This is a genomic window from Spirillospora sp. NPDC046719 (assembly GCF_040645715.1).
Lineage (GTDB): Bacteria > Actinomycetota > Actinomycetes > Streptosporangiales > Streptosporangiaceae > Spirillospora.
Genome location: NZ_JBEYYT010000025.1, coordinates 31,231 through 49,412, shown reverse-complemented (window position 1 = coordinate 49,412; position 18,182 = coordinate 31,231). Strand labels below are relative to the sequence as shown.

Here is an 18,182-nt window from a genome sequence, read left to right as displayed (position 1 = left end):
CAGGATCAAACTCTCCATCAAGGTCCCAACGACCACCCCAGGGGGCGAACCCCGAAGCAGCCAAACCTCAGAAGAAAATCCCAGCAAACAATCCCCGAAAGGATCGTATTGCCTCAAAGAAATCCCCACCACCCCCAAAGAGGGATGGCACGGGGCGACCCGGCCGAACCGGCCAGGTCGATAAAGGCACTGGCTTTTAACACGCTGTTGAGTTCTCAAGAAACGGACACCCACCGTGTGAGATCCGCTTTCGCGTTTCCCGCCCCGGGGCGACTGCTCTTACTTTATCAGATCCGCTCGGAGTGTCAATTTCCGGGCTTTTCCGATTGCCTTTCCGGTCCGCATGCGCGTCCCTTCCGGGCGGTGTTGCCATTTCATCAGATCCGGCGCGATTTGCAAAATCGGCCCTTACCGATGCCATCACCGCACGGCTGACACGGCGAAGCCGCGTCGGCTGCTGAGTGGTGGTTTCCCCATCGGGCCGGCCGCCTTCCGGCGTCCCGCTCCCCTGTGGGGCGAAGTGAACAGTATGCCCACCGACCGTCGGCGTCAAACCGGCTCGCGGCAACCGGTGGGGACGGTTCGGGCGTCTCAGGCGCGGGCACCCCCGACCGCACCCCTCTGACCTTGAGGTTTGTCATGGAACGCCCACACCGAAAGGGGCATTCCAGTCGTTCCGTCCGGCAGAAAAATTCTTTGCCGACGCCCCGCGAGAAGGCCCGGCCGGGCCACGGTGTGCCGTCGGCCTGGGCGGCTCCGTCCGCCGGCGGCGGTCACCTGAGCAGGCCGCGACGCGTCCGCGTGCACATCCGCACGCACATCCGTGCGAGCGGGAGCTGCGTGCGGACGCCGGTCAGGTCAGGTGATGTCCTTGGACTCGTGCAGGTTCAGGTCCATGACGATCGCCGTCATCACCGCCATCGTGCGCAGCGGCTCCCGGACCGGGTCGAAGATCTCGACGTCGTACTTGTCCGCCGTGGTCAGCAGGTGGGTGGCGAGGCCCGCCCACTTCTTGCGGACGTGCGCCACCTTGCCGCCGTCGGTGTCCATCACCTCGAAGTTGTTGCGCGGCAGGTCCACCGAGATCGTGCCGAGCCTGCCGCCCTCCGCGTCCCGCAGGACGTACCGGCGGCCGACGCGCTCGGTGATGAACGAGCCGACGAGTTCACCCTCGGAGCCGTGGACCTCCGTCAGCTCGCGCCCCCGCCGCTTGTCCACCACGAAGAGCGGCTCGCCGCTCGGGGTGGTCAGCAGCACCACGTGGGCGTCGAGGTCTGACTTGCCGGGGAAGAGCGTCCGCAGCGTCTCCGCGCGCCCCTTCTCGCCCGTCTCGCCGGCGACGGCCAGGACGGTGCCGTCGCCGTCGAGGACCCGGTATCGCGATTTGGCGAACGGGCCCCTGCGCGGCTGTTCCACCTTGAGCACCGGGGAGCTGAACACTTCGCTCACGCGTTCTCCTGCCTCATCGCCCGCGCGCGCGGGCCGTCCGCCGAGTCCGTCGGGCGGCGCATGCGGGACGCGCCGTCCAAGCGGCGATACTGCCAACACCGGCCCCTCAGGGGAAGCCGTCCGGGACGGTCCGCACGGGCGGGCGCCGGGGACGACGCCGCTCACCTGCACACCCGCGCTCCGGTCGGTTCCGCGCGGAAAGCATCTCCTGTCGGCCGGGAGACCGCGCCCGCTGTTGGAACGGCCGGCGGCGGCCCCCGCGTTCCCGAACCGGCCGCGTCCTTGAGACCGCCTTCGAAGTCCATGAGGCCGCCTTCGGAGACGCCGAAAGGGGCGGTTCCAGAAGGAACCGCCCCTTGGGTCACCACACGATCGTGAGGCCGCCGGTACGGTCAGCCGGTCCCGATCGTCCGGGTCATGGGCTCGATCAGAAGTCCATGCCGCCGGCGTCGGGCATGCCGCCCGCCGGGGCCGGGTTCTTCTCGGGCTTCTCGGCGATGACGGCCTCGGTGGTCAGGAACAGCGCGGCGATCGACGAGGCGTTCTGCAGCGCGGACCGGGTCACCTTGGCCGGGTCGAGGATCCCGGAGTCGAACATGTTGACGTACTCGCCCGACGCGGCGTTCAGGCCCTCACCCGGGGTCAGGTTGCGGACCTTCTCCACCACGACGCCGCCCTCGAGGCCGGCGTTCACGGCGATCTGCTTCAGCGGCTCCTCCAGAGCGCGCTTGACGATGTTGGCACCGGTGGCCTCGTCGCCCGCGAGCTCCAGCTTGTCGAACGCCTTGGTGCCGGCCTGCAGCAGCGCGACGCCACCGCCGGGGACGATGCCCTCCTCGACCGCGGCCTTCGCGTTGCGGACGGCGTCCTCGATGCGGTGCTTGCGCTCCTTGAGCTCGACCTCCGTCGCGGCGCCGGCCTTGATGACCGCGACACCGCCCGCGAGCTTGGCCAGGCGCTCCTGGAGCTTCTCGCGGTCGTAGTCGGAGTCGGTGTTGTCGATCTCGGTGCGGATCTGGTTGACCCGGCCCGCGATCTCGTTGGCGTCACCGGCGCCGTCCACGATGGTGGTCTCGTCCTTGGTGATGACGACCTTGCGGGCGCGGCCCAGCATGTCGGTCGTGGTGTTCTCCAGCTTGAGACCCACGTCCTCGCTGATGACCTGGCCGCCGGTCAGCGTGGCGATGTCGCCGAGCATGGCCTTGCGGCGGTCGCCGAAGCCCGGGGCCTTCACGGCCACGGACTTGAAGATGCCGCGGATCTTGTTGACGACCAGGGTCGCCAGGGCCTCGCCCTCGACGTCCTCCGCGATGATCAGCAGCGGCTTGCCGGACTGCATGACGCCCTCGAGGACGGGCAGCAGGTCCTTGTTGGCCGACGCCTTGCCCTGAACGATCAGGATGTACGGGTCCTCGAGGACCGCCTCCATCCGCTCGGGGTCGGTCACGAAGTAGTGCGAGATGTAGCCCTTGTCGAAGCGCATGCCCTCGGTCAGCTCGAGCTCCAGACCGAAGGTCTGGCTCTCCTCGACCGTGATGACGCCTTCCTTGCCGACCTTGTCCATCGCCTCGGCGATCATCTCGCCGATCTGCGGGTCGCCCGCGGAGATGGACGCCGTGGAGGCGATCTGCTCCTTGGTCTCCACGTCCTTGGCCAGCTTGGACAGCTCCTCGCTGACCCGCTCGACCGCGGCCTCGATGCCGCGCTTCAGCGACATCGGGTTGGCGCCGGCGGCCACGTTGCGCAGGCCCTCGCGGACCAGCGCCTGGGCCAGCACGGTCGCCGTCGTCGTGCCGTCACCGGCTACGTCGTCGGTCTTCTTCGCCACTTCCTTGACGAGCTCGGCGCCGATCTTCTCCCAGGCGTCCTCGAGCTCGATCTCCTTGGCGATCGACACACCGTCGTTGGTGATCGTGGGGGCGCCCCACTTCTTCTCCAGCACGACGTTGCGGCCCTTGGGACCGAGGGTCACCTTCACGGCGTCGGCGAGCTGGTTCATGCCGCGCTCGAGGCCGCGCCGGGCCTCCTCGTCGAACGCGATCATCTTTGCAGCCATAGGCTCCTAGTCCTCCCGGAACAAGGTGGCTTAAAGGATCGAGCCGACGCCCGCGACGGACGGCCCCGTGCCCGGCGGCTGCCATTCCGCCACCGGACTGGGGCCTCGTCGCCCCGACCCAGACTGTGAAGCTGTCACTCTCCACAGTAGAGTGCCAACCGTTTTTTAGCACTCTACCCTGCCGAGTGCAAGCGCCGCACAGCCTCGCCGCACTCGTCTTCACCGACCTCGCCGAACTTGCCCTGACCTGCATCGGAGGGGCGTGACTCACCGTCGGACATGTGCCGACGTGCCCCGGTACATGCGGTCGTGCGCCGGTATTCACCGAACAGTCGCGGAACACGTGCCCGAGGGCGGGAGGTGGGGGTGGCGATCCGTTCCGCGCGTTCCGCGACCGGAGTAGGAGGAGCCACCGGCGCTGCGTCGATGCGCCGGTTCATGGTGTCCTCATCGCCGTCGATGCAGTGAGCATACGTGCTCTGCGACATGGCGATGGAGTGCCAGCCTCCGCCGGCGGCGTAGCGAGCTGATCAGGGCCAACTCAGCAGCTCGGCGATGAAGTCGGCGAAAGCTTCAACGATCCTGCGGGGCCACCGCTTCTTCCGTCTGCGTCTGCTTGTCACGAAGGGGCTCAACTCCTGAGCACGCAATGCCCTGCCGGCGAGGCCGTCCATCCGGATCGCCGAATCGTGGACGAAGACGTCGCGGCCTCCGCGGCGCCGCGCCGCGGGCGGGGTCGACCCGGCATGATCGGAGTCGACCCCACCCGGCGGCCGCGACGGTGCTCGGGGACGGCGGCCGGATGGCCGGTGGCGGTCAGCCGCCCGCGACCGCGGGGATGATCGAGATCTGGCTGCCCGCGGGGGTCGCGGTGTCGAGGCCGTCGGCGAACCGGACGTCCTCGTCGCCGACGTAGACGTTGACGAACCGGCGGATCTTGCCGGCGTCGTCCAGGATGCGGGCCGCGATGCCGGTGTAGCTGGCCTCCAGGTCGGCGACCACGGCGCGCAGGGTCGCGCCCTCCGCCTTCACTTCCGCCTCGCCGCCGGTGTAGGTCCGCAGGATCGTCGGGATGCGGACGGACACGCTGCTCATGTGCTGGCTCCTTCTCGTTCTCAGGCGAGGCCGGCGGCGCGGAACGCCTCCAGCGTCGGGGCGATGTTGGCGCTGGGCTTGGCGACGGGCGCGACGGCGTCCAGCGTCTTCAGCCCGTCCCCGGAGTTGATGATCACGGTCTCGGCGGCCGGGTCGAGGGTGCCGGCGTCGACGAGCTTGCGCAGGCAGCCGACGGTGACGCCGCCGGCGGTCTCGCCGAAGATGCCCTCGGTGCGGGCGAGCAGCCGGATGCCCTCGACGACCTGCTCGTCGGTGACGTCCTCGACGGCGCCACCGGTGCGGCGCGCCACGTCCAGCACGTAGGGGCCGTCGGCGGGGTTGCCGATGGCCAGCGACTTGGCGATGGTGTCGGGCTTGACCGGACGGACGACGTCGTGGCCCGCCTTGAACGCGGCGGACACCGGGTCGCAGCCGGCGGCCTGGGCGCCGAACACGCGGTACGGCTTGTCCTCGACCAGGCCCAGCTTGATCAGCTCCTGGAACGCCTTGTCGATCTTGGTGAGCTGGGAGCCGGACGCGACCGGCACCACGATCTGGTCGGGCAGCCGCCAGCCGAGCTGCTCGGCGATCTCGTAGCCGAGCGTCTTGGAGCCCTCGGCGTAGTACGGGCGGACGTTGACGTTGACGAACGCCCAGTCGTCCTGCTCGCCGGCGATCTCGGACGCGAGCCGGTTCACGTCGTCGTAGTTGCCGTCGACGGTGACGAACGTCCCGCCGTACACGGCCGTCGTGATGATCTTCTGGGACTCGAGGTTCGACGGGACGAACACGGCGCTGCGGATCCCGGCGCGGGCCGCGGCGGCGGCGACCGCGTTGGCGAGGTTGCCGGTGGACGGGCACGCCAGCACCTTGAAGCCGAGCTCGCGGGCGGCGGCGAGCGCCACCGCGACGACGCGGTCCTTGAAGGAGTGGGTCGGGTTGCCGCTGTCGTCCTTCACCCACAGGCGCTGCAGGCCGATGCTCTCGGCGAGGTTGTCGGCGCGGACGAGCCGGGTCAGGCCGGGCTCGGTGTTCGGGGTGTCGGCGACGGTCGACGGGACGGGCAGCAGCCCGCGGTAGCGCCAGATGTTGCGCGGACCGGACTCGATGTCGGCCCGGGTGATCCCGCCGAAGTCGTAGGCGATCTCCAGCGGGCCGAAACACTCCTCGCACGCGTAGAAGGGGCCGAGATCGCGCTTCGAGCCGCATTCGCGGCAGACGAGAGCGGTAGCGGGTCCGAGGTCAGTGGCAGGCGTGAGTGCCATGAGGGCGAGGCCTTTCTCCCCATCTTCCCTGCGCCACCTTGGTCGCAGGCCGGAGTTGGCACCATCTCCCGGCCGGCCTCGCAGGATCGCGAGTGCGCCTCAGCCGGGTGGTTGCCGGGGCTTCACAGGGCCGGTCCCTCCACCCCTCTGGATGAGCGGTATTCAGTTGTCAGGGGGCTGAGCTGGAAGACCGGCCCGTCGGCCACTGCGCTTCCTGCACCCCTCTGGATGAGCGGTATTCAGTTATCGAGGTCGAGCGCTAGTAGAGAACGAGCGCTTTGAGCTCGTATGCGAACTTTACATGACGTGACCGGAGGGCGGACAGGTGGGTCCGCCCAGTGAGACGTTACCCCGGGGGTGGTCTTGATCACGCGGGCTCGTCGGCGGCGGGCCGGGCGGGCGCGCGCTGGGTCGGGTCGAGGAAGACGTGCCGGACGATCGGGACGCGCTCCTTCAGCCGGCGGTCGATCTCGCCGGCGACGTCCTCGGCCTGGTCGGCGCTGATGGCGTCGGAGAAGTTGACCCGGGCGGCGACGAGCAGCTCGTCCGGGCCGAAGTGCATGGTGAGCAGCTCGTCGACGCCGGTGACGCCGGGCGCCGCGGCGATCTCGGCGCGGATCTCGCGCTGCGCGGCGGGGTCGGCGGCCTGGCCGATGATCAGGCCCATGCTGTCGCGGCCGAGCACGAACGCGACGACGACGAGCAGCAGGCCGATCAGGACGGACGCGAGGCCGTCCCAGAACTCCGAGCCGGTGAGCTGCCGCAGGACGAGCCCGGCGGCAGCGAACGCGAGGCCGATCATGGCGGCGGTGTCCTCGAACAGCGCGGCCTTGAAGGTGACGTCGGGCGACCGGCGGACGTGGTCGACGATGTCGCGGCCGTTCTCGCGGGTCTCGCGGCGCGCCTGCGTGAACGCGCGGACCCAGGACGTCCCCTCCAGCACCGCGCCGAGGGCGAGGACGCCGTAGGCGACCCACACTTCGCCCTCGGAGCCGCCGTGGCCGGTCATGGTGAGGACGCCCTCGAAGATGGAGAAGCCGCCGCCGGCGACGAAGATGCCGAACGCGGCGAGCAGCGACCAGAAGTAGCGCTCGTTGCCGTAGCCGAACGGGTGGCGGCGGTCGGGCGGGCGGGCGCTGCGCCGCAGCGAGGTGAACAGGAACCCCTGGTTGAGGGTGTCGGCGACGGAGTGCGCGCCTTCGGCGAGCATCGCGCTCGATCCGGCGAGCATCCCGGCGATCAGTTTGGCGATGGCGAGGATGAGGTTCGCCGCCCCTGCGACGAGGACGGTCTTGGTCGTCTCGGCCCGACTCATTCCGTCCGGGTACCCGGGGCAAATCCCCCTAACCGCAGTGCTTTCGGTACAGATGCCTGCCTGGCGAACGGCCCCGAAGTGTTCCCCCCGGGCCACTTTGAAGCACCCCCGTCACAACTGAGACCCTTCCCGTATGAGCCAAGTGGTGGTGGCGTCGAACCGCGGGCCCGTGTCGTTCTCGCTGTCCGACGACGGCGCGCTGGAGATGCGGCGGGGAGGCGGCGGGCTCGTGTCCGGCCTCGCCGGCGTCGCGTCCGGGCAGGACGTGCTGTGGGTGTGCGCGAGCCTCGGCGAGGCGGACCGGACGGCGGCGCGGCGCGCTCCGGACGGGCGGATCGACCTCGCGGGGCACGACACGGGCGGCGCGGCCGTCCGGATGCTCGACATTCCGGCGGCGACGTTCCACCGGGCGTACAACGCGGTCGCGAACTCGACGCTGTGGTTCGTCCACCACCTGCTGTACGACACCCCGCGCAGCCCGCACTTCGATGCGCGCGCGCGGCGCGACTGGCAGTCCTACGAGGCGTACAACGCGGCGTTCGCCGACGCGCTGGCGCGGGACGCGACGCCGGGCGCGAAGGCGGCGATCCAGGACTACCACCTGTCGCTGGCGCCGCGGATGCTGCGGGACCGGCGTCCCGACCTGAGGATCGTGCATTTCTCGCACACGCCGTGGGCTCCGCCGGAGTACTTCCGGCTGCTCCCGGACGACATCGGCGCGCAGGTCCTCCAGGGCATCCTCGGCGCGGACCACGCCGGGTTCCTCACCGAGCGCTGGGCCTCGGCGTTCCTCGACTGCTGCGAGGTGGTGCTCGGCGCGCGCGTCGACCGCGCCGCCCGCACCGTCACGTGCGCGGGGCACACGACGCGCGTGGGCGTCCACGGTCTCGGCGTGGACGGAGCGGCGCTGCGGGAGCGGGCGGCCCAGCAGGATGTGGCGGAGCGGGCGCGCGCGCTGCGCGAGCAGGTGGGCGACCGGCAGCTCATCGTCCGGATCGACCGGACCGAGTTGTCGAAGAACATCGTGCGGGGGCTGGCCGCGTACCGGGAGATGCTCACCAACCATCCGGAGTGGCGCGGGCGCGTGGTGCACCTCGCGTTCGCGTACCCGTCGCGCTATGACCTGGCCGAGTACCGGGAGTACACGGCGGCCGTGCAGCGGATGGCGAAGCAGATCACCGAGGAGTTCGGCACCGCGACGTGGGAGCCGCTGATCCTTCAGGTCAACGACGACTACCCGAGGTCGCTCGCCGCGTACGGGCTCGCGGACGTGCTGCTGGTGAACCCGATCCGGGACGGGATGAACCTCGTCGCGAAGGAGGGGCCCGTGCTGTCCGAGCGGGGCTGCGCGCTGGTGCTGTCGCGCGAGGCGGGCGCCGCGGCGGAGCTGTCGGAGGACGCGCTCGTGGTGAACCCGTTCGACGTGTCCCAGACCGCGGAGGCTCTGCACCAGGGCCTGCTGATGCCCCGCGACCAGCGGGCCGAGCGCTGCGCCCGGCTCGTGTCCGCGGCGACCGCGCTCCCTCCCCAGCGCTGGTTCGCCGACCAGCTCGCTGCCCTCGACTGACCCGTTCGCGGCCCTCGACCGACCGTCGCGGCCTTCGGCCGACCGTTCGCGGCCCTCGACCGACCGTCGCGGCCTTCGGCTGACCGTTCGCGGTCTTCGGCCGACCGGCGTTCGCGGCGGAACACGCGTCCGCGCCCGGCGGAGAACTTGAGGGCTGCCCTTCGAGGACGCTAGCTCGGGAGCTTCTCCTGTGGTGTCTCCACGGGGACCTCGACGGGAGCCAGGCGGCAGTCGACGGGGCTCGGTTCGTGGCGGCGCTGCCAGCGTTCGCGGAGTTCGGCCTTGCTGTGCGCCATGCGGCGGTGGGCGGCCGTGCGGGCGAAGCGGGCGAGCCGGGCGGCGGGCGGCTTGGGCAGGCCGCTGGGCTCGTAGCCGTACTCGGCGAGCCGCTCGCCGAACGCGGCCTCGGCGAGGCTGATCTCCCAGGCGTCCAGCCGCTGCGCCCACGACCCGACGCGGGTGCAGGTGACCGCGTCGCGGGTGAGGTCGTGCCACGTCTTCTGCGGCGGGACGATGCGCTGCGCGAGGGACTGCGGGGCCGTCATCGCCGGGTGGTAGTCCTCGCCGAGGAACTCGCACAGCCGGGGCAGTTCGTCGGCGGGGTCGGCGACGAGCCGCTCGTACTGCAGCTCGTAGAAGGCGTCCGGGCCGAGGCGGGCGGCGAGCCGCCGGCCGGTGTCGATCGCCTCCCGCCAGACGGAGACGGCGTGGTTGAGGTCCTGGTCGTACCAGGGCATCTCCTTGAGGGACGCGACGCAGTCCCGGCCGTCGCGGACCAGGTGGACGAACTGGGCGTCCGGGAACATCCGCAGCAGCGCGCCGGCGTGCCGGATGTAGCTCGGGCGCTTGTCGCCCCAGCGGACCTTGCCGTGCAGCCGCGCGTAGGCGCGGAAGACGACGGCGAGGGCGGACCCGAGGGTCGGCGGCCCCGCGACGATCTCCTCGGTGATCGCGCGGGGGTCCAGGCCGAGATCGCGGAACCGGGTGGCCGGCCGGGTGGTCAGCCAGTCGGCGAGCGCGCGCCTGTTCCTGCTGTCCGCCAGGTCACCGAACTGTGCCCGCGCCGCATAGGCGGGGAGCACGAACCGCGTCTCGATCGGGAGCGCGATGCGGGGATGCGAGTGCAGCATGAGCCGCAGCAGCGTCGTCCCGGAACGCGGGCAGCCGATCACGAAGATCGGGCGTTCGGACGGGGTCTCGAGGCCGGATGACATGCACCGCATGGTGGCGGAGCATGGCCCGCGGGACCCGGCGACTGAACGCACGGTTGCCGCCCGATTACCGATGCTTGACGGCCCCGACCTGCGGAAGCGGAAGCGACCGGACGGTCAGGTGTAGGACTCGCCGAGCGTCTGCCGCACCTGCTTGCGGGCCTCGTGGATGCGCGACTTCACCGTGCCGAGCGGCAGCTTCAGCTGCTCGGCGATCTCCGCGTACTCCAGCTGCGACACGTCGCGGAGCACGAGCGCCTGGATGAGGTCCGGCTTGCGGGCCTCCAGGTCCTCCATGGCGTCGAGGATGTCGACGCGGGAGCCGGCGATGACGCTGGTGCGGCGCGGGTCGGGGCGCTGCTGCGGCAGCTCGCCGGCCTGCTCGACCGACCGGCGCTTCAGCGAGCGGTAGGTGGAGCGGGCCGAGTTCGCGACCACGACGTGCAGCCAGGTGCTGAACCTGGACCGCCCCTCGAACCGGTGGATGTTCCGCGCGACCTGCAGCAACGCGTCCTGGCACGCCTCCTCGGCGTCCTGCCGGCAGGGCAGGAACCGGGCGGCGTGCCGCAGCACGTCCGGTTCTATCTTGCGCAGCAGCTCGTTGAGGGCAGCCTGGTCACCCTGGGCGGCCTTCACTGCCAGCTCTTCGGTCCGCTCATCGAATGCCATGCCGTGCCTCAATGCTCGTTCGCACACTCACCCCGTTTGTTGGGCATGATACGGGAGTGTCCTTCCCACCTACTGTCGGCCGTTACCGAATCGATCGCGTCCTGGGATCCGGGGCGTTCGCCTCTGTGTGGCTGGGGCATGACGACGCGCTGGCTTCACAGGTCGCCATAAAAGTCCTGTCCGGGAGCCTCCTGGACGACCTCGACGTGCGCAATCGCTTCCTCGAGGAGGCGCGCATCCTGCGCCGCGCCGACTCCGAGCGGCTCGTGCGGGTGCACGACATCGGAGAGCTGCCGGACGGGCGGCCGTACTTCGTGATGTCGTACGCCGACCGCGGAACGCTCGCCGACCGGATGCGCGAACGGCCACTTCCGGTCAGCGACGCGGTCGCGATGGCCGAGGAGATCGCCTACGGCGTCGAGGTGATCAACACGCTGGGCGTGATCCACCGCGACCTCAAGCCGTCGAACGTGCTCTTCCAGTCGACGCCGGACGGCGGCGAGAAGCTGCTGATCGCCGACCTCGGGCTGGCGAAGGCGCTGGCGCACGCGTCGGGCGCGTTCACGCTGCCGGTCGGCACCCCCGGGTACATGTCGCCGGAGCAGGCGCGGTTCGGCGGCGGCCTGGACGTGCGGGCCGACGTGTACGGGCTCGGCGCGCTGACCTACCACATGCTGACCGGGCGGGCCCCGGGCCCGGCGCCGGTGAAGTCGCCGCCGAGCGAGCTGCGCGAGGGGCTGTCGGCGGCGTTCGACCAGGTCGTGCTGCGGGCCTTGGAGGTGGAGCGGGAGAAGCGGTGGCCGACGGCGGAGGCGTTCGCCGAGGCGCTGTCGACGCTGCGGCCGACGACCGCGCCGAGCACCAGCGCGCCCGCTTCGTCCGCCGCGGGCGGTCCGGCGGCGGGCGGTCCGGCGGCGTCGTACGCGCCGCCCGCGCCGCGCATCGAGCCGGACGCGACGATCCAGGACTTCTACCACGACGGGGCGCGGCAGGCGCGCACGCCGGAGCCGGTCCAGCAGCCCGGGCCCGGCCAGACCGTGGCCGCGGGCCAGGAGCCGTCGCCGCAGCAGAACGCGCCGCAGGAACTGCGCACGCGGCTCGACCAGCCGCAGGACGACGACGACCGCACGTCGGAGATGCACCTGCCGGCGGGCGCGGGACCGGTGCAGGGCGCCGGCGACCAGACGATCATGGACGAGCCGGCCGGGCACGGCGGCCCCCATGGCGGTCCCGGGCCGGTGACCGCTCCCGACGACGACCGGACGAGGTCGTTCGGGCCGGCCCCCTCCCCCTACCCGTCGGCGCAGCCGCCGGGTCCGGCGGGGCCGCAGGGCGGCGATGACAAGACGGCCGTCTTCCCGACGCAGGGACCGCCGCAGGGCTCCCCGCAGGGGCCGCCCCAAGGACCGTCTCAGGGCGCGCCGATGGGTCCGCCGCCGGGGCCGGGCGGGCCGGGCGGTCCTGGCGGGCAGTTCGGCCCGCCGCCCACCGGCTTCCAGCCGCCTCCCGGCCCGGGCGGGCAGGGGCAGAAGCAGGGCAAGGCCGGCGGCCTGCTCGGCAAGCTCAAGGGCGCCGGCGGTGGCGCGGGCCGTCCGGGCGGCCCGGGCGGCACCGGAGGCGGCGGTGGCGCGCCCCGCAAGTTCGTCACACCGCTGATCATCACCGCGGCGGTGCTGGCGCTCGCGCTGGTCGTCGGGCTGACCCTCGGCATGCTCTCCGGCGGCGGAGGCGGCGGGAAGAAGAACGGGGACAAGACGCCGAAGGTCCCGAAGGACTTCGCCGCGGTCGCGGACGCGTCCGGCAAGATCAAGACGGCGGTGCCGAAGACCTGGCCGCGGCAGCAGGAGCAGACGTGGGTGCCGTCGACCGTGCACCTGGCCGACGCCGGGCCGCGCCCGGTGCTGCGCGCGACGCCGAACCTGCAGCAGTTCCTCGGCAACGGCGCCGGGCCGGGCGTCTTCATCGGCCTGACCACCGACGTGCGGGCGGGCCAGCTGCCGCCGCCGACCGCGTCCGTGCACCCGCAGTGCACCAAGGGCGCGCCCGAGAACTACACCAGCCCGGACGGGGCGCTGACCGGGACCATCACGCGGTTCACCGCCTGCAAGAGCGGGACGCCGTCGGTGACCGAGGTCGGCCTCAAGGACAAGGCGGGCAAGTTCGGGCTGTGGATCCGGGTCAAGGAGACCGACAACCGCAACGCGACGAAGGACATCCTCGACAACCTGAAGGTCACCGGCCCCTGACCCCGGCGGCCGGACCGGCGGCGGGTGGACGGGCGGCGGCGCGCTTCGCCAGGAGCGCGGCGGTCGCCTCGTCCACCGGCAGGAACGCCTCCAACCGCAGCTCAGCGATGGTGACGTCGGTGGCGGTCGCGAACGTCGTCATCGTCGTCATGAGCCGCATCTCGCCGTCCGCGGTCCGCAGTTGCAGCGGGACGGCGAAGCCGAGCGCGCCGGGCGGGCCGGTGCGCGGGCCGACGTAGCCGCTCAGTTCGGCGTGCAGGGCGGCGAGGCGCTCGTCGGGGTCGCGGTCGAGGGAGTTGCGCAGGCCGTCCAGGACGTGCCGCGCCCAGTCCGCGAAGTTGGCGACGCGCGGGGCGAGGCCGTCCGGGTGCAGGGCGATCCGGTACGCGTTGACCGGTGGTTCGAGCAGCTCGGGCGCCATGCCCTCGGTGAGGACGCCGAACGCGTCGTTCGCCGTGACCAGGTCGCCGTGCCGGTCGACCACGAGCGCCGGGTACGGCATGTGCGCGGTGAGGACGTGCTCGATCGCGGTGCGGACGGCGGCGAGCGCGGGGTCGTCGAGGGACGTCCGCGGGTAGACGGGCGCGTACCCCGCGGACGTGAGCAGGTCGTTGCGCTCGCGCAGCGGGAGTTCGAGCGATTCCGCGAGCCGGACGACCATGGCCCGTCCAGGTTCGGAGCGGCCGCTCTCCAGGAAACTGACGTGCCGCTGCGTCGTCCCGGCGCGGATGGCGAGTTCGAGCTGGCTGAGACGGCGGTGGCGGCGGCGCTCGCGTAGCGCCTGAGGGAAGCTCACAGGAGCAGTTGTAGCCGCGACATCGCCGTCTCTGCCATTCCCTGCGGGGAATTGCCGCTGCTCGCAGGGTTTCGCAGGATGCGGCCCATGAACAACGACGACATCCGTATCGGCGTCCTCATCCCCATAGGCAAGGCCCAGTGGGACGGGGCGGACCCGCGCGACCTCATCGGCTTCGCCGCGCGCGCGGAACGCCTCGGGTTCGACTCCCTATGGGTCAACGACGGCATCACCGAGTCGCGCATAGAGGCGCTGACGATGCTGGCCGCCGCCGCGTCCGTGACCGAGCGCGTCACGCTCGGGACGGCGGCGCTGATGCCCGTCCTCCGCCGTCCCGTGCAGGCGGCCCAGACGCTCGCGTCGGTCGACCTGCTTTCACAAGGCCGCCTTACGCTGACGGTCGGTGCCGGTTTCCCGGGCCGGTTCGGCAAGCCGATGTACGCCGCGTCCGAGGTCCCCTGGGAGAAGCGCTTCGCACGGTTGGACGAGACCGTCGCGCTATGGCGGCAGCTATGGCACGAGCCGGAGAACAAGGCGTTCCACGGCGAGTTGCTCCACTTCGAGGATCTGCCCACTATGACGGCTCCGTTCCGCGAGGACGGTCCGCCGATCTGGTTGGCCGGCATAACGCCGACGGCTCTGTCCCGTACCGGGCGCATGTACGACGGGTGGCTCCCCTATCCGCCTGATCCAGCCGACTACAAGGCGGCTCTAGCGGACCTCCAGCGCGCCGCAGAGGCGCATGGGCGCGCGCCCGATGCCGTGACGCCGGCTCTCTTCGCGTCCGTCCTGATCGAGGACGACCCCGCCACGAGGCGCCGGACGCTGGAGCGGTTCGCGGTCTCGAACTACGGGCTGCCGCTGGACGAGGTCCGGAAGATCCAGGCCGTGGCCGCGGGCGGCGCCGACGAGGTCGTGGCGCGGCTGGCGGAGTACATGGCAGCGGGCGCCCGGCATCTCGTGCTGCGGCTCGGCACGACGGGTCTCAAGGAGATCAACGAGCAGCTCGACAGGGTCGCCGACCTCCTGCCCCGCCTGCGCTGAGGGCCACCTCCGAGATCGGGTGTTGCATCGCGAGCAGTTCCGATATATCGTTAATGCATCGCAACCGGTCACGACCGAGTGATCGGACGACACGAAGGAGTACCGCGATGCATGGACACACGATGAGAAGGCGCGGCCCCGGCGGACCCGGACCTGGACCCGAAGGGCGCGCGCGGCGCGGCGATCCGTTCGGCCCGTGGGGTCCCGGCGGCCCGGGATTCGGTCCGGGCGGACCCGGCTTCGGCCCCGGTCACCACGGACGCGGCCGCGGCCGGCGCACCCGCCGCGGGAACGTGCGGGCCGCGCTGCTCGCCCTGCTCGACGAGCGGGCGATGCACGGCTACGAGATGATCCAGGAACTCGACGAGCGCACCGGCGGCGTCTGGCGGCCGAGCCCCGGCTCGGTCTACCCGACCCTGCAGATGCTGGAGGACGAGGGCCTGGTCACCAGCCGGGAGGAGGGCGGCAAGCGGCTGTTCTCCCTCACCGACACCGGCCGCGAGCAGGCGGCGGCGCAGACCACCGCCCCGTGGGACGAGGTCACCGAGGCCGCGGGCGCGAACGCCGTGCGCGAGCGCGAGGCGTTCGGCCAGCTCCTCGGCGCCATGAAACAGGTCATGGCAGTCGGCAGCGATGCCCAGAAGGCGCGCGCGCTGGACGTCATCAACGACGCCCGCCGCCGCATCTACGGGATCCTCGCCGATGACCCCGAGGCCGAGTAACCACCCGCGCGGGTCCGCGCCCGAGGGTGCTCTGAGCAGCCCGCGGCCGCGCGCCCCCAGGCAGGCCATCGGCCGACGACGCCGTGGCCGTCCGGATAGCCCGGACGGTCACGGCGTACGCGTGTCCGCCCGCCCTGCCATCCGCGGCTCCTTCGTCGCGCCCGCCTACTTGCCGCCGCTGGGGAACGGCACCTGCTTGGCGAGCTGGTCGGCCATGTACAGCTGCTTCCACACGTACAGGCCCATGTCCGACCGCGTCAGCCGCCGCGCGACCGGCACGTCCACCGTCGCGCGGACCAGGTAGGACGCGCCCGGCGACATGTACTTGTCGCCGCCGTCCCCGGGAACGAGGTCGCCGCCCGCGAGCCGCCGCACGACCTGGCTCTGCGTCGGCGGCGTGCACATGTCCTCCGGGACGCCGGCCTGCGGCATGCACCGGCCCTGCGCCGCCTTCGTGACGAGGGCGCGCTTGAGGAAGACGTCGCCCGGGAAGTCCAGCAGGACCTTGTGGCCGGTCGGGTTCGTCAGCACGTACTCGATGTAGGCGAACGACGTCCCGGACGGCGGCGACGACTGGAAGGTGGTCACCACGCCGTCGTCGCTGACACCGCCGCCGACCGCCGCGAGCCGGTACTTCGACCCGTCGGCCGTGCCGACCTCGATGGGCGTCCCGGTGTGCGGCATCCGCGCCTGGCCGCCGGTCGGCCGCTGCTCGGCCGTGGCGGGCGCCGGCCCTTCACCGCCGTCCTTGTCGTCGCCGGAGCGCGGCATCAGCACGAGCCCCGCCGCGACCAGCCCGGCCAGCACGAGCACGCCGCCCGCGATGAGGCCGCCGCGGCGTCCGCCGCGCCTGCGGTTCCGCTCCTGCCGGTCGAGGGCCCGCGACCCGAGCCGCACCTGGACGCCGCTGGTCTCCCGGGTGCCCATCGGGCCGGCGCCGGACGCGTCCTCGGCCGGCTCGCCGCGCCTCGGGACGTCGCGCGCCGCGAAGTCGTCCTGCGCCGCCGGAACACCGGACCAGGCCATGTCGCCCTGCGCGACGGGCTGCCGCAGGGGCCGCAGCGGCCCGGTCTGCGAGCCGGGCACGGCGGCCTGCGGACCGGTCTGCGCGCGAGGCACGGACGCTTGGGGACCGGTCTGCGCGCGAGGGACGGCGGCTTGCGGGCCTGTGTGCGCGCGAGGGACGGCGGCTTGCGGGCCTGTGTGCGCGCGAGGCACGGACGCTTGGGGACCGGTCTGCGCGCTGGGCGCCGCGGGCTGCGGGCCGGTCTGGCGGCGGGGCACCGCGGACTGCGGCCCCGTCTGCGAGCCGGGAGCCGCGGCTTGGGGGCCGGTCTGCGTGCGAGGCACGGCGGCCTGCGGTCCCGTCTGCGCACGAGGCACAGCGGCTTGAGGTCCGGTCTGGGTGCGAGGCGCCGTGGGCTGCGGACCCGTCTGCGCGCCGGACACGGCGGCTTGCGGCGGTGTTCCGCCACCCGGCCCATGGGTGGCGGACCCATGACCGCCCGGCGCCCGCCCGGAGCCCGCGTAGGGCTGCCCAGGGGGCGGGGCGTGCACGATCGGCCGCACCGGAGCACCGGGCGGGACGGGCGCGCCGCCGCCCCCGGCCGGAGCGGCCGCCGGAGCGGCCGCCGGATGGACCGGCGTGCCCTGGACAGGGGTCGCCGACGGTGAGGGGAAACCGCGCGGGGGCGTGTGCCGGATGTCGCCCGGACGGCGCGGGATTCCCGGATCCGTGTCCACCGTCCCAACCTCCCGTGTCACTCGCGTGGCCGCCCGATGACCACACATACCGCAATCCACCATATTTTGGCGCAATTGGACGTCTGGTCTACGGGTGCCACAAGAGTCACGCGAGATGCGACAAATCTGGTTACCGCACTTGTCACTCCGACGTGGGATCAGCGGTCGAGCAGCGTCCCGAGCAGCTCGACGATCCCCGCGGGACCGTCGACGACCAGGTCGGCGCGCTCGGCGAGCTCGGTGACCTCGTTGGAACCGCTGCACACCGTCACGCCCGGCACGCCCTCGGCGCGCAGCGCGTCCACCGCGTCGAACGCCGCCAGATCGCCGAGATCGTCGCCGGCGAACAGCACCGCGGACGGAGGGGCGCCCCGCTTCTCCGCGAACGCGTCGGCCAGCGAGCGCAGCGCGCGGCCCTTGTCCACACCCGGTGGACGCAGCTCCAGCACGTACCGGCCGGGCTCGACGGCGAGCCCGGTGCGCTCGGCGAGCGCCGCGATGATGCTGCGCAGGCGGTCGAGCGCGACCTGCGGCTCGGCGCAGCGCCGCGTGTGCACGACGAGCGCGTGCGCCTTGTCCTCGACGAACGTCCCGGGCGGCGCGCCCGCCGCCTCCAGCACGCCGGGCAGCTTCGCGCGCGCCTCGGCGATCCCGGGCGGCGGGTCCGGCTCGGTGAGCACGCCGGACTCCCAGCGTTCCAGCCCGTACTGGCCGAGCACCACCAGGCCGTCGACGCCCTCGAAGCCGCCGTATTCCACGGCCACGCGCGCGGGCCGGCCGGTGATGATCGCGAGCGCGCCCACCCGCGGGGCGAGCCGGGCCAGCGCCGGCGCGGCCCCGGGGTGGGCCCGGGCCGCGGCGGGGTCGTCCACGATCGGCGCGAGGGTGCCGTCGAAGTCGAAGCCGAGCACGGCCCGGGAAGGGTCGGTACGGATCGCGTCCAGGCCGTCGGCGCCGACGGCCGTCACAGAGCGGGGAGAGTTCACGCCGACCTATGGTGGTCG

General features: G+C 72.1%; 14 protein-coding genes and 1 riboswitch. Of the genes, 4 read left to right on the top strand and 10 right to left on the bottom strand.

Annotated features, from left to right (window positions below):
* Positions 1 to 858: 858 nt before the first annotated feature.
* From ABZ914_RS07315 to ABZ914_RS07295, 5 genes are all read right to left on the bottom strand, one after another.
* A complete protein-coding gene (locus ABZ914_RS07315) occupies positions 859 to 1,449 on the bottom strand; it encodes a phospholipid scramblase-related protein (RefSeq protein WP_190860694.1) in 591 nt (196 codons plus the stop codon).
* A 427-nt stretch (positions 1,450 to 1,876) separates the two neighbouring features.
* A complete protein-coding gene (groL, locus tag ABZ914_RS07310) occupies positions 1,877 to 3,505 on the bottom strand; it encodes a chaperonin GroEL (protein ID WP_190860696.1) in 1,629 nt (542 codons plus the stop codon).
* Positions 3,506 to 4,321: 816 nt separating this feature from the next.
* Complete coding sequence (locus tag ABZ914_RS07305; protein WP_190860700.1) at positions 4,322 to 4,600, bottom strand: MoaD/ThiS family protein; 279 nt, start codon at positions 4,598 to 4,600, stop codon at positions 4,322 to 4,324.
* Positions 4,601 to 4,620: 20 nt separating this feature from the next.
* Positions 4,621 to 5,865, bottom strand: a complete 1,245-nt coding sequence (gene thrC / locus ABZ914_RS07300; protein ID WP_190860702.1) for a threonine synthase — start codon at positions 5,863 to 5,865, stop codon at positions 4,621 to 4,623.
* Positions 5,866 to 5,881: 16 nt separating this feature from the next.
* Positions 5,882 to 6,023: riboswitch (SAM riboswitch) on the bottom strand.
* A 209-nt stretch (positions 6,024 to 6,232) separates the two neighbouring features.
* Complete coding sequence (locus tag ABZ914_RS07295; RefSeq protein WP_500192207.1) at positions 6,233 to 7,180, bottom strand: cation diffusion facilitator family transporter; 948 nt, start codon at positions 7,178 to 7,180, stop codon at positions 6,233 to 6,235.
* Between the two features lie 133 nt (positions 7,181 to 7,313).
* Between ABZ914_RS07295 and ABZ914_RS07290 the strand changes: the two genes are divergently transcribed.
* The gene (locus ABZ914_RS07290) at positions 7,314 to 8,747 is read left to right on the top strand and encodes an alpha,alpha-trehalose-phosphate synthase (UDP-forming) (RefSeq protein WP_500192206.1); all 1,434 of its coding nucleotides are present in this window, start codon (positions 7,314 to 7,316) and stop codon (positions 8,745 to 8,747) included.
* 170 nt (positions 8,748 to 8,917) lie between these two features.
* On the opposite strand, the gene ABZ914_RS07285 is transcribed toward ABZ914_RS07290, so the two are convergent.
* Complete coding sequence (locus ABZ914_RS07285; RefSeq protein ID WP_500192204.1) at positions 8,918 to 9,961, bottom strand: sulfotransferase family protein; 1,044 nt, start codon at positions 9,959 to 9,961, stop codon at positions 8,918 to 8,920.
* A 114-nt stretch (positions 9,962 to 10,075) separates the two neighbouring features.
* The gene (locus tag ABZ914_RS07280; protein WP_151545333.1) at positions 10,076 to 10,627 is read right to left on the bottom strand and encodes an RNA polymerase sigma factor; all 552 of its coding nucleotides are present in this window, start codon (positions 10,625 to 10,627) and stop codon (positions 10,076 to 10,078) included.
* 11 nt (positions 10,628 to 10,638) lie between these two features.
* Here ABZ914_RS07280 and ABZ914_RS07275 point away from each other — a divergent pair, with 11 nt between their 5' ends.
* Positions 10,639 to 12,873: a serine/threonine-protein kinase gene (locus ABZ914_RS07275; protein ID WP_500192203.1), complete on the top strand. Its 2,235-nt coding sequence runs from the start codon at positions 10,639 to 10,641 to the stop codon at positions 12,871 to 12,873.
* Here the strand turns inward: ABZ914_RS07275 and ABZ914_RS07270 are convergent.
* Positions 12,860 to 13,669 (bottom strand): helix-turn-helix domain-containing protein, encoded by an 810-nt coding sequence (locus ABZ914_RS07270; RefSeq protein ID WP_500192202.1) that lies wholly within the window; start codon positions 13,667 to 13,669, stop codon positions 12,860 to 12,862. The two genes, ABZ914_RS07275 and ABZ914_RS07270, sit on opposite strands and share 14 nt — an antisense overlap.
* Positions 13,670 to 13,756: 87 nt before the next feature.
* On the opposite strand from ABZ914_RS07270, the gene ABZ914_RS07265 reads away from it, so the two are divergent.
* Positions 13,757 to 14,713 (top strand): LLM class flavin-dependent oxidoreductase, encoded by a 957-nt coding sequence (locus ABZ914_RS07265; protein ID WP_500192201.1) that lies wholly within the window; start codon positions 13,757 to 13,759, stop codon positions 14,711 to 14,713.
* Positions 14,714 to 15,006: 293 nt separating this feature from the next.
* Complete coding sequence (locus tag ABZ914_RS07260; RefSeq protein WP_500192200.1) at positions 15,007 to 15,435, top strand: PadR family transcriptional regulator; 429 nt, start codon at positions 15,007 to 15,009, stop codon at positions 15,433 to 15,435.
* Between the two features lie 165 nt (positions 15,436 to 15,600).
* On the opposite strand, the gene ABZ914_RS07255 is transcribed toward ABZ914_RS07260, so the two are convergent.
* Both ABZ914_RS07255 and otsB read right to left on the bottom strand, forming a co-directional pair.
* The gene (locus ABZ914_RS07255; RefSeq protein WP_500192199.1) at positions 15,601 to 16,554 is read right to left on the bottom strand and encodes a hypothetical protein; all 954 of its coding nucleotides are present in this window, start codon (positions 16,552 to 16,554) and stop codon (positions 15,601 to 15,603) included.
* Positions 16,555 to 17,336: 782 nt separating this feature from the next.
* On the bottom strand, positions 17,337 to 18,164 hold the full coding sequence (gene otsB, locus ABZ914_RS07250; protein WP_347256866.1) for a trehalose-phosphatase: 828 nt from the start codon (positions 18,162 to 18,164) through the stop codon (positions 17,337 to 17,339).
* Positions 18,165 to 18,182: the final 18 nt, after the last annotated feature.

Excerpts from the sequence above, each read along its gene's own strand:
- groL (WP_190860696.1), bottom strand. The coding sequence starts at position 3,505 with ATGGCTGCAAAGATGATCGCGTTCGACGAGGAGGCCCGGCGCGGCCTC.
- ABZ914_RS07305 (WP_190860700.1), bottom strand. The coding sequence starts at position 4,600 with ATGAGCAGCGTGTCCGTCCGCATCCCGACGATCCTGCGGACCTACACC.
- thrC (WP_190860702.1), bottom strand. The coding sequence starts at position 5,865 with ATGGCACTCACGCCTGCCACTGACCTCGGACCCGCTACCGCTCTCGTC.
- ABZ914_RS07295 (WP_500192207.1), bottom strand. The coding sequence starts at position 7,180 with ATGAGTCGGGCCGAGACGACCAAGACCGTCCTCGTCGCAGGGGCGGCG.
- ABZ914_RS07290 (WP_500192206.1), top strand. The coding sequence starts at position 7,314 with ATGAGCCAAGTGGTGGTGGCGTCGAACCGCGGGCCCGTGTCGTTCTCG.
- ABZ914_RS07285 (WP_500192204.1), bottom strand. The coding sequence starts at position 9,961 with ATGTCATCCGGCCTCGAGACCCCGTCCGAACGCCCGATCTTCGTGATC.
- ABZ914_RS07280 (WP_151545333.1), bottom strand. The coding sequence starts at position 10,627 with ATGGCATTCGATGAGCGGACCGAAGAGCTGGCAGTGAAGGCCGCCCAG.
- ABZ914_RS07275 (WP_500192203.1), top strand. The coding sequence starts at position 10,639 with ATGCTCGTTCGCACACTCACCCCGTTTGTTGGGCATGATACGGGAGTG.
- ABZ914_RS07265 (WP_500192201.1), top strand. The coding sequence starts at position 13,757 with ATGAACAACGACGACATCCGTATCGGCGTCCTCATCCCCATAGGCAAG.